Origin of the sequence: Zunongwangia sp. HRR-M8 (assembly GCF_027594405.1) — a bacterium.
In the GTDB taxonomy this organism is placed as follows: Bacteria; Bacteroidota; Bacteroidia; order Flavobacteriales; family Flavobacteriaceae; genus Zunongwangia.
This window is the reverse complement of the sequence record NZ_CP115161.1, coordinates 864,705-879,139: the sequence shown is the minus strand read 5'-3', so window position 1 is coordinate 879,139 and position 14,435 is coordinate 864,705. Positions and strand designations below refer to the sequence as shown.

The following is a 14,435-nucleotide window of genomic DNA, read 5'->3' as shown; positions in this document are numbered from 1 at the left end:
ATTACTTAATTTGTCGCCACTTACGAGCATAACTTGGCGCCATACTGGTTAACTTTTGAGTAAGACCTCGGGTGCCCACATCGGGACCACCAGTAAAAACAGCTACAATTTCGTCTGATTTTGCGTCAAAAAACATTCGTAACAATAACGAATTTCGACGTATAGAATTCATAGTTCTTAAACTTTCTAGAGCTGCAGCTATAGATTTTTTTCCTTCATCAAGATTCTCATGCATTCTATCTAAACCCTGTCTATGATAAGTGTACATGGCATTCCTGTATTCTTTGAATGAATTTGAAAGTAAATCTGCATTCATTCTAAAACGAGAGCTGGTATTACCGCTTGGTTGCCAGCCACCACTATTACTTTGCTGGGCAACGGTAACAATTTGTTTAGCTTCCTCAAAAAAAGGTGTCCCACCATCCTGCTGAAAAGAATCGGCATCTAAACCAAGAATAGTATAAACATAAAAACTTACTACAGAAACTAAATTAGAGCTATAAGAATTCTGGTTATAATTTAGTGGCTGATATTCTCGGTATGCAAAATTGAAATCGTCGTCATTATAATTGAATATCGGTGAGACCATATCTGAACCAAAAACAGGTCTTGAAGATTGCACCTGAATACTGGCTGAAAAATTTTCTCCTTCAAAGGAATTAATCGTGATAAACATACTACAATTAATTCGTTGCTCTGGTGGTAATTCACGGCCCGTCCAGCTAGTAGTATTCACAAATTCCTGAAGGGAACTTTTTAAGGTTTTAAATACGCTTAAGTTCGCTTGCCCTGTTTGCTCTGCATTAATTTGAATACTGCAATTAAGTTCCTGTGCCTTCAACTGAAAGCAAGAAAACAAAACTAATATTGCAATTATCCTATTCATGAAACAGATTAATTAATTCGTTTAGAATGTCCTGCGCAACCTCAGACTTCTGTTTTAACCCAAAAGTTTTAACTTCTTCAGCAAAAACAAAACTTACTTTATTAGTATCACTTTGGAAACCCGCGCCTTTATCCTGTAAAGAATTTAGCACAACAAAATCGAGATTCTTTCTTTTCAGCTTAGATTTTGCATTTTCTAACTCGTTATTAGTTTCTAAAGCAAATCCAATTAATTTCTGATGACGCTTATTTTCACCTAAAGCTTTTAAAATATCCTGAGTTTTGACGAGTTTTATAGTTAAATTCTCATCTGCTTTTTTAATTTTTTGATCAGCTACTTTCTCTGGAGTGTAATCTGAAACTGCCGCTGCTGCTATAACCGCGTGCACACTTCCAAAATGTTCCATAACTGCATCGTACATTTGCTGAGTATTGGTGACTTTAATCAAATTCACCAGATCTTTTTCTATCTGCAAATGTGTGGGACCAGAAACCAAAATTACCTCAGCGCCCAAATTTGCGGCAACTTTTGCAATTTCATACCCCATTTTACCACTACTATGATTGCCTATAAAACGTACGGGATCGATAGCTTCGTAAGTTGGCCCAGCTGTAACCATTATCTTTTTACCTTTTAAAGGTAAAGATGCGGACAAATCATTTTCTAAAAACCTAATTATTTGTTCGGGTTCGGCCATTCTTCCTTTACCGCTTAATCCACTAGCAAGTTCTCCTGTTCCCGCAGGAATCATAAGATTACCGTAATTTTCTAAAGTTTCGAAATTATTTTTAGTAGAAGGATGCTTGTACATATCCAGATCCATAGCAGGTGCATAATAAACCGGACATTTGGCCGAAGCATATGTTGCGAGTAACAAGTTATCACTATTACCCGAAACCATCTTGGAAAGTGTATTGGCTGTGGCGGGCGCGATAAGCATAATATCTGCCCATAATCCTAATTCTACATGATTATTCCAAACGTCGTTTTCTTCTTCAGTAAAAGAAGAATAAACTTCGTTTTTGGAAAGTGTAGAAAGGGTAAGCGGAGTAATAAATTCTTTTGCAGCCGGCGTCATCACCACACGGACTTCTGCGCCGGCTTTAATAAAAAGTCGAACTAACGAGGCCGTTTTATAAGCCGCAATACCGCCGGTTATACCCAAAAGTATTTTTTTGCCTCGTAGTACAGACATAATATTAGAATCTATTATTAAGAATCTTAATTAGATTGCTTCTTCTGAATCTTTGGTGTTACGATAGTAAATCTTATCGCTTAACCACTCTTCTACTGCCAAAGCATGTGGCTTAGGAAGTCTTTCGTAAAACTTAGAAACTTCAATTTGCTCCTTATTTTCGAAAATTTCATCTAAACTATCGTTGTAAGTTGCAAACTCATCCAGCTTTTCCAATAGCTCTTTTTTGATCTCTGAATTGATCTGATTAGCTCTTTTAGCGATAATTGAAATTGCCTCGTAGATGTTATCTGTAGGCGCATCAATCTTGTTTTTGTCGAGCGTAGTAGTATTAACCGCTGCTTCAGTTTTTTTAATATCCATTTTCCTTAAACTAATTAAAAGTTTTCAACCTTGCTTGTATCTCTTCGTATGCTTCGTCTACATTCGCAAGATACTCACCATCAGGATAACTCTTCTTGTACGCCTGATAATATTCTTTTGCTTCTTGTAAACGTTCTTGCATTAAATTCCTATAACTATTAATAGCATAAGAATATGCTGCGTCAAATCTTAGGTAAAACGCTTCTTCGCGATATGGTGTCCCAGGATAATCTGCTATAAAATTATTGAATGAGGTAATTGCCGCGGTAAAGTTTCCTTCGCGATAATTGCCCCCAATTCTCCAATATTGTTTAGCTATTTCAAATGCTTTTTTCTCTAATTTTAATCGCAGCTCGGTTGCCATAACATTGGCTTCCTCTGCATATTCACCATCAGGATACTTGTTAAGATAATTTTGTAGTGCCTCTACAGCCTTATTTGTATCTGTTTGATCTAAATCAAAACGTGGTGATTCTTCATAGTAACTTTTAGCCGATTTAAAAGATGCTTCTTCTACCTTATCACTATTTGGGTAAGATTGAACAAATCGCTCAAACTCGAAACTTGATAAATAATAATCCCCAACCTGATAATAAGAATCGGCATAAAGATAGCTTAATTTCTCACCCTGAGGTTTGCCACGGTATTGGGGTAAAATCTGTTCAAAAAGACGAAGCGCTTTTCTATATTTACGGTTGCTATCTTCTTCTTTAGCCTCGTTGTAAAGTTTTTCAGCAAAGGTGTATTTATCACCCGCATTCTCACTTTTCAACACTTTTTGGTAGTCACTACAGGACTGAAGAATAAAAATAAAACCTAGTAAGAGTAATCCTTTTCTCATCATTTGTAAAAACATCTTGCAAAAGTACAGTTTTTGGAATTATAAAAAAAACTTTCCGTACGTACAACATTAACAGTAAAAGCCTTTATTTATTATAGCTGAGCGAAGTTTATTTTTCTATTCGGAAATTTTCTTCTGCTCTAAACGAAAAAAAGCTGCCTAAAGCAGCTTTAATTTATATCGAAATTAATCAAATTCTTGCTAAACAATAGCGGTATGAAATTGATTAATAAATTCACCTATTTTGTTCTGCAATCCTTCTGAAGCATTTACCAAAGGTAATCTTACATTCTTACTACATATTTCTTTCTTTTCTAGAATAGCTTTGATACCTACCGGATTTCCTTCAGCAAAAGCCAAATCTATAGAAGGCGCTATTTTGTAATGTATTTGGTAGGCTTCTTTTGCGTTTCCTTCCAAACCTAATTGCACCATGTGAGAAAATTCAGCAGGAAATGCCTGCCCTATTACAGAAATCACTCCTGCTCCACCAGCAAGCGTCATTGGCAGTGTAATCATATCGTCACCAGAAATCACTTTAAAATCTTCTGGCACAAGACTAATCAACTTCATAGCCTGTACTATATCTCCCGCTGCTTCCTTCACTCCTATTACATTATCACATTCCAGAGCAATTCTAGCAATAGTTTCTGGCAACATATTAGATGCTGTTCTTCCAGGTACATTATATAAAATTATAGGTAGCGGAGAAGCTTCTGCTACCATTTTAAAATGCTGAAAAATCCCTTCCTGTGATGGTTTACTATAATATGGAGAAACCGATAAAACTGCCTGAAAATCTTTAAGGTTTGTAGATTTAACTTCGTCTACCACAGCCATAGTATTATTTCCTCCTATCCCTAAAACCAAAGGAAGACGACCATTATTTACTGTAACAATACATTTAATTACCTGTTCTTTTTCCTGTTTAGTAAGCGTTGTATATTCTCCTGTAGTTCCTAAAACTACAAGATAATCGATACCATTTGCGATTTGATCTTCTACCAATCGCTCTAAAGCTTCAAAATCTACACTTAGATCATTTTTAAAAGGAGTTACTAATGCTACTCCTGTGCCTACAAACGCGCTCATCTTCTCGTATTCGTTTAATTTTATCAATATTTCAGCGTCATTTTTAAATAGTAACCTATACTAAATCTCACTCTTCAGTTAATAAATTCCTATTTTATCAAAAGCTTTATTCAAGCAAATTTCACATGATGCTGGTCGACAAATGTAAATAATTTCATATAGAATTTTACTAGCAGGAGATCCTCAATATCGCTACCTATTTCTATATTTAACAGGTTTGTTTTTTTTGTTACAATAAATACACATTATCGCCTACCTCCATTAATTTCTTCGGAAGAAAAACGGCATACTTTCTGAATCTGTTTACCTTTGTAGCGCAATTTTAAATTTCTATGAAAAGAAACATTCTATTATTTTTTTCAGCAATAAGTATACTTACTTTTTCGGCCTGTAAATCTAGCCCCGGAAATTCCAAGACTCAAATTGAAGCCAAAGAAATTCCTATCGATAGCACAATTTCAGCAGATAAAGAAATCGAAGATTACATTGCTCCTTATAAAGAACATCTTAATGAAACCTTAGATACGCCCATAGCCTATAATCCAACTATTTTAAGCAAAGGAGAAAAGGGGATGAATACCGGTATTGGTAATCTAATGGCCGATATTGTGATGGAACAATCTAATCCTGTTTTTGAAAATCGCACCGGTAATTCTATTGATTTTGTTTTGCTGAATTATGGCGGAATTCGTGCCGAATTAAACAAAGGGGATATTACAACGCGTGATGCCTACAACATGATGCCTTTTGAAAATCAAATTGTAATTGCTGAATTATCTGGAAAAAAGGTAAAAGACTTACTTTCTTATCTTGAAAAAGGAAAATCTGCACATCCTGTTAGCGGCATAAAAATTAAAATGGCTAAAGATTATCATATTACTGAAGCCAGCGTAAACGGACAACCAATTAATGAATCTCAAAATTATTTTGTAGCAACTTCAGATTATTTACAACAAGGTGGAGATAGCATGAACTTTTTTAAAGATCCGGTTAATTTATACAATATCGATTATAAATTGAGAAATGCTATTATCGATTATTTTGAAAAAACCGATACCATTACGGCAACACAAGACGATAGATTTATTAAAGAATAGCTGAAAAATAAACATTATGAAAAGAAGAAATTTTATTCAGCAAACATCAGCAGCTTCAGCATTTGTAGGATTAGGTGGTTTATCTTCACTTAGTTTTACTGAAGCTCCAAAACATATTACAATCCTGCATACTAACGATGTGCACAGTCATATCGAAGCATTTGGCCCAGATCACCATAGAAATCCAAACATGGGCGGAGTAGCTAAAAGAGCTGTTTTAATTGAAAAAATAAGACAGGAAAATCCTAATACGCTTTTGTTGGATGCCGGAGATATTTTTCAGGGAACACCGTATTTTAATTTTTATGGCGGCGAGCTGGAATTCAAATTAATGAGCAAATTAAAGTATGACGCTTCTACTTTAGGTAATCATGATTTTGATAACGGAATTGATGGTTTATATGCTCAACTTCCTCATGCAGATTTTGATTTTCTGATCTCAAATTACGATTTCAGTAATACCATTATGGATGGGCACACAAAACCGTACAAAATTTTCACAAAAAGCGGTATTAAAATCGGCGTTTTTGGTGTAGGAATAGAATTAAAAGGTCTGGTTAACGATAAGCTATACAAAGAAACGAAGTATCTGGATCCTATCGAAATGGCCACAGACATGAGTAAGGTTTTGAAAAATGAAGAAAACTGCGATCTCGTTATTTGTCTCTCACACCTGGGATATAAATATGACAGCCAAAAAATAGATGACCATAAATTAGCCGCTAAAACCGATAATATCGATTTAATTATTGGAGGTCATACCCATACTTTTTTAGACAAACCTACTGTGATTAAAAACAAAGTAGACAAAGAGGTAATGATTAATCAAGTAGGATGTTACGGACTTTATCTAGGCCGAATTGATTTTTATTTAAATGGAAAAAAAACTTCTGTTAGCAACGGTAAAAGTATGCAGGTTTAATTCAGAATATCTAAAATTGTTTATTTTGTAAGCAAATGATCTTTACAACGCCTAAGGCACTACTTAAAAAAATAGCACAATGAGTTTATTAGAAGATTTACATTGGCGATATGCCACCAAAAAAATGAATGGCAAAAAAGTGCCTCAAGATAAATTGGATTATATATTAGAAGCGGCACGTTTAGCTCCTTCTTCTTCAGGCTTACAGCCGTATAAGATTATTGTAATTTCAGACAAAGCTTTATTAGAGAAAATAAAAGGAATTTCTTGGAATCAGAGTCAGGTTACCGATTGTTCTCATCTTCTAGTTTTTGCTGCATGGGATCATTACAGCAACGAACGTGTTTCTGAAGTTTTTAATTACACCATGGACGAGCGTGGTTTGCCACATGAAACGATGGACGATTACAAAGCTAATATCTTAAGTTTATATGAGCCATTAGGACAAACTTGGCAAGCCGAACATGCTTCTAAGCAAAGTTATATTTCTTTCGCCATGGCTATCGCCGCAGCTGCAGAGCAAAAAGTTGATGCTACACCGGTAGAAGGTTTTGTGCCTGAACAACTGGACAAACTTCTTAAATTAGAAGGAAGTGGTTATAAGAGTACGCTGTTATTACCATTGGGATACCGTGAAGAAGAAAACGACTGGTTGGTAAACATGAAAAAAGTACGTACGCCTAAAGAAGATTTTATTAGTGAAATGACCATAGCTGATGCCGCTGAATATAACGAAGAGCCTATGGATAAATCTATTGGAGATTTGAAGAAATAATTTCTTGATTTATAAAAGCTTTTAAAGCATTGAAAAAGCCTTATCGATATGATAAGGCTTTTTTTTATTATAAAATTATTTCTTCAAATTCTCATCTTTAAAATACACATTTTACAATTACTGCTTACTGAAGTATTTTTTAATGATTTCAACCTAATTTATTCAATTAAAAAAAGTCAATTATATTTGACAAAATTATTTCATTTTTTAAATGAACGAATGGAAACCATATGCAATTAAGGAATATGATCAGCAAGAGCTTCATTTATTAAGAGGTAATAAAAATTTCCTAGAGGGTTTTAGCATTTTTGAAGAAAGCCATTCAAAAGGAGAAGCTTCTGGCTTTGCATTTCCCTTCCGTACCAATCATCACCTTATCATATTACTTTTAAAGGGTAAAGTTAAATTAGAGCTTAATTTAAATACGCATATTCTAGAGCCTAACGACCTAATTTCGGTTTCGGGCCATATGGTCACGCAATCCATAGATTTTTTAGAGGATTCAAAAGCAATCATCCTCACGTTTACAAAAAAATTTGCACTCAAAAATACACTTCAAAGCAGGACGCTAGAATCCTTTAAGCTACTTTCTTCGACTAACAGTAAAAAGGTTTCTTTAAACGCTGATGAATTAGAAATTTTTATTTCTATAGCGACCTATCTTCGCCTTAAAACAAAAAATATTGAGGAAGATCATATCGAGCATAAGATCATTCATGCCTTCAATTTAATTTTTTATGAATTAAGGGCTTTATATGAAAAGCAACATCCCTTGTTACCAATTGAAGTTTCGAGAAAAGAAGAACTTTCAGCAAATTTCATCCATCTATTAAAATCACACCTCAAAGAAGAGCGCAGTGTATCTTTTTATGCCGATGCTTTAAACGTTACTCCGGGACATCTTACTAAAGTTCTTAAAAGTATTTCAGGAAAAACAGCCCGCCAATTAATTGATGAAGCCGTGATACTTGAAGCAAAAATTTTAATAGCCAATAGAAGTTTAAGCATCGCTCAAATAGCAGAATCTCTTAATTTTAGCGATCAATCTTTTTTTGGTAAATATTTTAAAAAGGCAACCGGATATTCACCGTCTGCCTATCGCAATAATCTTGCTCAAGGTTAAACTGCTACAAGAACTTTTTTAGACCATTTTTTTTATAAGGCTTACTCTGTTATAATTATTGATCTTAATTGTTTACTCCTGTATATTTTAATAAAAATACACTTTAAGTAAATTACTTCGAGGCAAGGCAATTCAACATTCAATTAAACAATACGTTTTAGAACGAGACAAGTATTGGAGCATTTAAAACGCTATTATCAAGTAATATTTCTGACTATGACAAACCAAAAACTTGTCTTGTTTACGAATACAAAATGATGGTTTTAGACCAATTTTAGCTGATTTCTAACCTTACTAGAACTTCAAATATACCGCAATTTTGCACCCCGAAATGAATACCGTCAAATTTTCTAAAAATCACGGAAACTCATCAGATAAATCAATATTCATAACATTTAGAAGTTTACTATGAAGCTTAATTTTTTTTCAAAAAAGAAAAACAAGTACCATTTAATAATAGGTATGTTGTTAATGATTACAACATTAACGAGCTGTAAAGACTCTGCTCAACAAAAACAACAAAAAACTCCTAATCGAGTATCTGTACAAAAAGTTACTAAAAATAAAGGATCAGAACAATTTAATTATAGTGGTAATCTAGAAGCCGATAACACTGTTAATTTATCCTTCAGCGTTGCGGGTAGGGTTCAGACTATATATGCAGAGGAAGGTCAACATGTCAAAAAAGGACAGCTTTTAGCTTCTTTAGAACAAACGCGCTACCAAAGCGCCTATGTTGTTGCTGAAGCCAATTATACACGAGCTGAAGATCAATTTAAACGTAGTCAAGATCTATTTGATTTAAAAAGCTTACCAGAACGTGATTTAGTTGTTACTAAAGCAAATAAAGCTCAAGCGAAAGCCAACATGAATTTAGCAGCCAAAGATCTTGAAGACACTAAATTAGTCGCCCCTTTTACAGGCATAATCACTAAAAAAGTAACAGAAGCCGGCGCTATACAATCTCCCGGTTCTCCAGCTTTCGTACTTACAAAAACCAATATCATGTACGCTACCGCTTCCATTTCTGAAAGTGATATTGCTCATGTATCTATTGGTGATTCTGTAGAAGTTGAGATCCCTGCTTTAAACGAAAAGCGTAAAAGCCAAGTAAGTATTTTGGTTCCTCAGGCAGATAACTACTCTAGAACTTTTGAAGTGAAAGTAAAATTGGAAAATAAAAATGGAGCCATTCTGCCGGGTATGTTAGCTCAACTTCATATTAATACGGGAGTTTCCCAAGACAGAATCAGCATACCAACTACTAGTATTTTGAAAGATACCGATAATATCGCTTATGTTTTTCTTGCACAACCTAATAAAACAGCAATTAAAAAACGTATCACTATAGAACGTGCTACAGGAATGAATCAGGTAATTATTTCGAGTGGACTAAAAGAAGGAGATCTTCTAATTACACAAGGAAACTCTAAGCTGGTTGATGGAAGTCCTATTCAGTATTAACAGATCAAATTTTTAAAAATTCTAAGAGCATTTTAATATGACAAAGAAAAGAAAAATACACTACTTGGAATCGGTGATGAAACATAACCAAGTGGTGAAAGTAGTTATTGTGCTGTTACTCATATTTGGTTTGTATTCACTTTTCAATATGCCTAGAAGTGAAGATCCGGATATTGTAATGCCTACTGCGATGATTTATGCATTCTATCCTGGAGCAGATGAGTATCAAGTAGAACAGGAAGTAACTGATAAGATTGAAGAATACCTTTTTTCTTTTGAAGAGATAAGAAAGGCTAAAACAAAATCTGAAACCCGAGAAGGACAATCTTTTATTACAGTAGAGATTTATTCTTCAGTAAAAAACAGAAAACAATTTTGGCATACGCTACAATTAGACATGCAGTCTAATTTGCTGCCCAACCTACCTAAAGGAGTTGTTGGGCCTTTTGTAAATAGCAATTTTAGTGATGTTACCGCTATGATCCTTTCTGTTTCTTCATCAGAACGTAGTTATGCTGAAATTGAAGAATATGCAGATAAGTTAGATGACGGACTTAAAGTAATCCCTACGGTTTCTAAGATTAACAGAAGTGGAGAGCAACAACGTCAAATTTACATTAGTGTAAACGATGAAAAATTACGCCAATACGGCTTTGATATGAGCTTGTTAGTTAACAAACTTCAGCAAGCTAACGTCACTCAATATACTGGAGAACTGAATATGGGATCAAACACCTTGATACCTGTTTACAGTTCTGGCAGATTTCAGTCTGAAAAAGAAATCGCCAATCAAATTATTTACACCACTCCAGAAGGGATTGTAGTTCGTTTAAAAGATGTAGCAACGATAGAACGCCGTTTTGAAGAAAGAGAATCTTATGTACGTGTAGGTGAAGAGCAAGCGATGGTTTTGTCTATCAATATGCAGCCCGGCAATAATATTGTTGCTTTTGGAGAAACCGTGCAAGAAAAAATAGATAAGATTAGAGCAGAGTTTCCTTCAGATATTCATATTAAAACCATCGTCAATCAACCTGAAATTGTAGACGATAGTATTGGTCATTTTATGATCGAATTTGGGATGGCTATTGCTTCAGTAATTATTGTGGTAATGCTTTTATTACCGTTTCGAGTAGCTGCAGTAGCCTCTATTACCGCCCCTATATCTATTATCATCACCTTTGGATTGATGAATATGGTTGGCTTGTATTTACATCAAGTAACTTTAGCCGGTTTAATTATTGTTCTCGGGATGGTGGTAGATGATGCTATTGTGGTCGTAGACAATTACATTGAAAAACTAGATGAAGGTGTCACGCCCTGGACGGCGGCGTGGACATCTGCTAAACAACTTTCGCTACCTATTTTTACAGCGACTATTGCAATTATTTTTGCCTTTGCTCCATTAGCTATTTTTATGGATGGTGTTGCTCAAGATTTTATGTCTTCTTTACCGGTAGCTATTGGTTTGGCTTTATGTACTTCTTTAGTGGTTGCTTTAGTATTTACGCCTTACACCTGCTATGTGTTTATCAAAAAAGGACTTAAACATAAAATGAGCGAACGTAAAGTGCGTAAAAAGAGTTTGCTAGATTATTTACAGCTGTTTTTTGATAAATGTATTGAAACGGCTTTCCGCTGGCCAAAAACAACTTTATTGATTGGTTTTCTATCCGTCATTAGTGCCTTTGGAGTTGCAGGAAATTTAAAAGAGAAATTCTTCCCTAAGAGTGAACGTAATCAATTCAATTTAGAAGTTCGTTTACCGGTAGGGGCAAGTCTAGAACGTACCGAAGAAACGGTTGTTGAGCTGGAAAATATCTTAAGAAAAGAAGATCGAATTACCGATGTCACCAGTTTCATAGGAATGAGTTCTCCGCGTTTTCATACCGCTTACGCTCCCGAAACACCACGTAGAAATTACGCGCAGATTTTCATTACCACAACGAGTAATGATGATGCAGATGATCTTGCTAAAGAATACTTAGAGAAATTTAAAAACTATTTACCAGATGGGCATATTCAGGTTAAACAATTGAGTTTACAAGAAGGTGCACCAATTGCGGTAAGAGTTTTTGGAGAAAACGATAATGATCTTAAAAAAGTAGCGCTTCAGGTTAAAGATATTCTTGAAAATGCTGAAGGTCCTAATTATGTAAGATTAGATTCAGAAAACGATTATTTAGGACTCAAATTAGATATAGATGAAGATCGTGCTGCCCGATTAGGCATAAGCAATTCTGCGATCACTCAGGCATTAGGTGCCGGTTTAAAAGGTTACGCATTATCTACAATGTGGGAAGGTGATAAACCCGTTGATATTTTTGTTCGCTATGATTCTATTAACCGAAAAGATTTTGATGCCTTATCTAACATTCATATTAGCTCTTCCTATGGTAAAAAAGTTCCGCTTAAAGATGTAGCAAGTTTAAATATGTCTTGGCATACAGGAATGATCGCTCACCGCAACGGACTTAAAGCTTTATCGGTACTTTCTGAAGCGCAAATGGGGGTCACTCCATCTAGTATTCTTAGAGCTATTCAACCTAAAATAGAAGAGATTGAATTGCCTAGAGGCGTACATATTGAATATGGAGGGGATGCAGAATCTACGCGTGATAATCAACCTAATATGATGACTTCTTTGGGAGTGAGCTTGATTCTTATTTTTCTAACGCTACTCTTTCAGTTTAAAAACTTAGGAAAAAGTTTAATCGTGCTGAGTACGTTTCCATTGAGTTTACTAGGAGCTTTTACCGGATTATTCGTCACCGGAAATCCTTTAGGAATGACCGCCTTTATGGGAATTATAAGTCTCATAGGTATTGTGGTACGTAACGGAATAATTCTGGTCGATTATACCGATGAGTTGATTTTAGATCACGGCTATTCTATAAAAGCAGCAGCTATGGCCGCTTCTAAACGTAGAATGCGACCTATTTTCTTAACCTCTGGAGCGGCAGCCGTTGGTGTGATCCCAATGATAGTGAGCAAATCTCCTATGTGGGCACCGCTAGGAAGTGTACTTGCCTTTGGCTTGTTATTTTCTATGGTGCTTACGCTCTTTGTAGTGCCGGTATTATATAGTCTTTGTATAAAGCCTAAACAAGATGTGGATAGAAATCAATCTGATGTTGACGATCCTATTCTTTACAAACCCAAGCATTCTTAAATAAATCAAGATGAGCAGTATGGATAAAGTATGAAATACTGCTCTATTCTTTAATTGAAAATAAAACACATGACTATTTATAAAATCATAATACGCTTATTTTGTGTTAGTGTTTTTCTGTTGAGTCTGAACAGTACAGCACAGCATATAAAAATAGAGCTAGATGATGCCAAACAAATGGCACTATCTAATAACCGAGAGATTAAACAAGCTAATGAAGAGTTAAAAGCTGCTTTCGAAGCTTTATCGTCAGCACAGGCAAAGAACAAACCCAGTTTGGAAGCAAGTGTTGTAGGCTTATATTTAGGCGAGCCAATGCAAACTATGTTACCTGAAACGAGTTTTAATGGGAGTTTGGCGTTAAGTGAAGTGCTCTATGCCGGCGGAAAAATACGTAACGGAAAAAAATTAGCTGAATCTTCTGTACAATTACAAACCTCACAACAAGAGTTAACAGAGCAAGAGATTCTACTAGAAACCGAAACCCAATATTGGAATTTAGTAAGTATTTACGAAAAAGTAAATTTGGCTAAAAAATCTTTGCAGTTATTAGATACGCTGCATACAGATCTTACCAATAAATACAATGCTGGATTTATAAATAAAAATGATGTGCTACGTGTTAAAGTAAGACTTAATGATGCCGAAATACAATTACAAAAGGCTAAAGATGGTCTAATTGTTTCTAAATATTCTTTTGCGCAACTCATTGGTTTAAATACAATGGATTTTGTTCTGGAAGATGAATTTAACGAGTTAGAAATCATTCCAAAAAATATTGAAGATCCAAGTGTATTTGTAAACCAACGCCCAGAAATTAATATGTTAGAAGAAGCTGTGGAAATACAGAACCTCCAAACCGATTTATTAAAAGCAGATCGTAAGCCTTCCCTTTCTGTTGCGATAAATGGTATCTATTCCGCAGGGAAACAAATAGATTTTTCTGATGGTTCAGACAGTTTCACTTCTGCCATCGGACTTGTAAATTTAAGCATTCCTATTTTTGATTGGGGTGGTCGCAAACACAAAGTAACTGAGCAACAAGCTCACGCGAAAGCTCAAAAACTTAAACTTGAAAATACCAAAGAAGAATTAGGTATCGAAATCAAGAATGCTAGTCTACGTTTAAATCGTTCTATGCGAGAAGTAAAACTTTCTGAAGAATCTTTAGAGCAGGCGCAGGAGAATTTAAGATTACTCAAAAATCAGTTTGATTCCGGTATTATTACCGGGAAAGATGTTTTAGAAGGACAAGTGTTGTGGCAAGAAGCTTACACGCAAATGATTCAGACCAAAGCGGCACTAAAAATTAACGAGGCAAAGTATAAAAAGGCGATTGCAGCTTATTAATTGCTGAATTTTTTTAAGCAAAAAAACCCTTCAAGCTAATAGTATTTAGATTGAAGGGTTTTCTTTTTACCCGCATCTTAATTTTGATAGCTATTTTACAGATCACAGTCTGTTTTAAACTTCGTTTCCTAGAGCTAAAAACTTTTAAGTATAAG

At 34.9% G+C, this 14,435-nt stretch carries 12 protein-coding genes; 7 read left to right on the top strand and 5 right to left on the bottom strand.

The window, feature by feature from the left end; translation table 11 throughout:
* Position 1 precedes the first annotated feature (1 nt).
* The 5 genes from porD to dapA all read right to left on the bottom strand — a co-directional run bounded on the left by porD (position 2) and on the right by dapA (position 4,377).
* Entirely contained in the window at positions 2-886 is an 885-nt protein-coding gene (gene porD, locus PBT89_RS03810; RefSeq protein WP_270063465.1) for a type IX secretion system protein PorD, read from the bottom strand.
* A complete protein-coding gene (gene coaBC, locus PBT89_RS03805) occupies positions 879-2,081 on the bottom strand; it encodes a bifunctional phosphopantothenoylcysteine decarboxylase/phosphopantothenate--cysteine ligase CoaBC (RefSeq protein WP_270063464.1) in 1,203 nt (400 codons plus the stop codon). Before coaBC ends, porD begins: the two co-directional genes overlap by 8 nt.
* 30 nt (positions 2,082-2,111) lie before the next feature.
* Positions 2,112-2,444, bottom strand: a complete 333-nt coding sequence (locus PBT89_RS03800) for a DNA-directed RNA polymerase subunit omega (RefSeq protein WP_270059035.1) — start codon at positions 2,442-2,444, stop codon at positions 2,112-2,114.
* 10 nt (positions 2,445-2,454) lie between these two features.
* The gene (locus PBT89_RS03795) at positions 2,455-3,288 is read right to left on the bottom strand and encodes an outer membrane protein assembly factor BamD (protein ID WP_333474147.1); all 834 of its coding nucleotides are present in this window, start codon (positions 3,286-3,288) and stop codon (positions 2,455-2,457) included.
* 198 nt (positions 3,289-3,486) lie between these two features.
* Entirely contained in the window at positions 3,487-4,377 is an 891-nt protein-coding gene (gene dapA / locus PBT89_RS03790; protein ID WP_270063462.1) for a 4-hydroxy-tetrahydrodipicolinate synthase, read from the bottom strand.
* Between the two features lie 332 nt (positions 4,378-4,709).
* Here dapA and PBT89_RS03785 point away from each other — a divergent pair, with 332 nt between their 5' ends.
* The 7 genes from PBT89_RS03785 (at position 4,710) to PBT89_RS03755 (ending at position 14,280) form a co-directional block, all read left to right on the top strand.
* The gene (locus PBT89_RS03785; protein ID WP_270063461.1) at positions 4,710-5,474 is read left to right on the top strand and encodes a 5'-nucleotidase C-terminal domain-containing protein; all 765 of its coding nucleotides are present in this window, start codon (positions 4,710-4,712) and stop codon (positions 5,472-5,474) included.
* Positions 5,475-5,490: 16 nt separating this feature from the next.
* Positions 5,491-6,396, top strand: a complete 906-nt coding sequence (locus tag PBT89_RS03780; RefSeq protein ID WP_270063460.1) for a bifunctional metallophosphatase/5'-nucleotidase — start codon at positions 5,491-5,493, stop codon at positions 6,394-6,396.
* Positions 6,397-6,475: 79 nt separating this feature from the next.
* Positions 6,476-7,171 (top strand): nitroreductase family protein, encoded by a 696-nt coding sequence (locus PBT89_RS03775; RefSeq protein WP_270063459.1) that lies wholly within the window; start codon positions 6,476-6,478, stop codon positions 7,169-7,171.
* 211 nt (positions 7,172-7,382) lie between these two features.
* The gene (locus PBT89_RS03770) at positions 7,383-8,294 is read left to right on the top strand and encodes an AraC family transcriptional regulator (protein ID WP_270063458.1); all 912 of its coding nucleotides are present in this window, start codon (positions 7,383-7,385) and stop codon (positions 8,292-8,294) included.
* A gap of 408 nt (positions 8,295-8,702) precedes the next feature.
* Complete coding sequence (locus PBT89_RS03765; protein ID WP_270063457.1) at positions 8,703-9,758, top strand: efflux RND transporter periplasmic adaptor subunit; 1,056 nt, start codon at positions 8,703-8,705, stop codon at positions 9,756-9,758.
* A gap of 37 nt (positions 9,759-9,795) precedes the next feature.
* The gene (locus tag PBT89_RS03760; protein ID WP_270063456.1) at positions 9,796-12,930 is read left to right on the top strand and encodes an efflux RND transporter permease subunit; all 3,135 of its coding nucleotides are present in this window, start codon (positions 9,796-9,798) and stop codon (positions 12,928-12,930) included.
* A 69-nt stretch (positions 12,931-12,999) separates the two neighbouring features.
* Positions 13,000-14,280: a TolC family protein gene (locus PBT89_RS03755; RefSeq protein ID WP_270063455.1), complete on the top strand. Its 1,281-nt coding sequence runs from the start codon at positions 13,000-13,002 to the stop codon at positions 14,278-14,280.
* Positions 14,281-14,435: the final 155 nt, after the last annotated feature.

Coding starts and splice junctions, on each gene's coding strand:
- porD (WP_270063465.1), bottom strand. CDS start 886: ATGAATAGGATAATTGCAATATTAGTTTTGTTTTCTTGCTTTCAGTTG.
- coaBC (WP_270063464.1), bottom strand. CDS start 2,081: ATGTCTGTACTACGAGGCAAAAAAATACTTTTGGGTATAACCGGCGGT.
- PBT89_RS03800 (WP_270059035.1), bottom strand. CDS start 2,444: ATGGATATTAAAAAAACTGAAGCAGCGGTTAATACTACTACGCTCGAC.
- PBT89_RS03795 (WP_333474147.1), bottom strand. CDS start 3,288: ATGATGAGAAAAGGATTACTCTTACTAGGTTTTATTTTTATTCTTCAG.
- dapA (WP_270063462.1), bottom strand. CDS start 4,377: ATGAGCGCGTTTGTAGGCACAGGAGTAGCATTAGTAACTCCTTTTAAA.
- PBT89_RS03785 (WP_270063461.1), top strand. CDS start 4,710: ATGAAAAGAAACATTCTATTATTTTTTTCAGCAATAAGTATACTTACT.
- PBT89_RS03780 (WP_270063460.1), top strand. CDS start 5,491: ATGAAAAGAAGAAATTTTATTCAGCAAACATCAGCAGCTTCAGCATTT.
- PBT89_RS03775 (WP_270063459.1), top strand. CDS start 6,476: ATGAGTTTATTAGAAGATTTACATTGGCGATATGCCACCAAAAAAATG.
- PBT89_RS03770 (WP_270063458.1), top strand. CDS start 7,383: ATGAACGAATGGAAACCATATGCAATTAAGGAATATGATCAGCAAGAG.
- PBT89_RS03765 (WP_270063457.1), top strand. CDS start 8,703: ATGAAGCTTAATTTTTTTTCAAAAAAGAAAAACAAGTACCATTTAATA.
- PBT89_RS03760 (WP_270063456.1), top strand. CDS start 9,796: ATGACAAAGAAAAGAAAAATACACTACTTGGAATCGGTGATGAAACAT.
- PBT89_RS03755 (WP_270063455.1), top strand. CDS start 13,000: ATGACTATTTATAAAATCATAATACGCTTATTTTGTGTTAGTGTTTTT.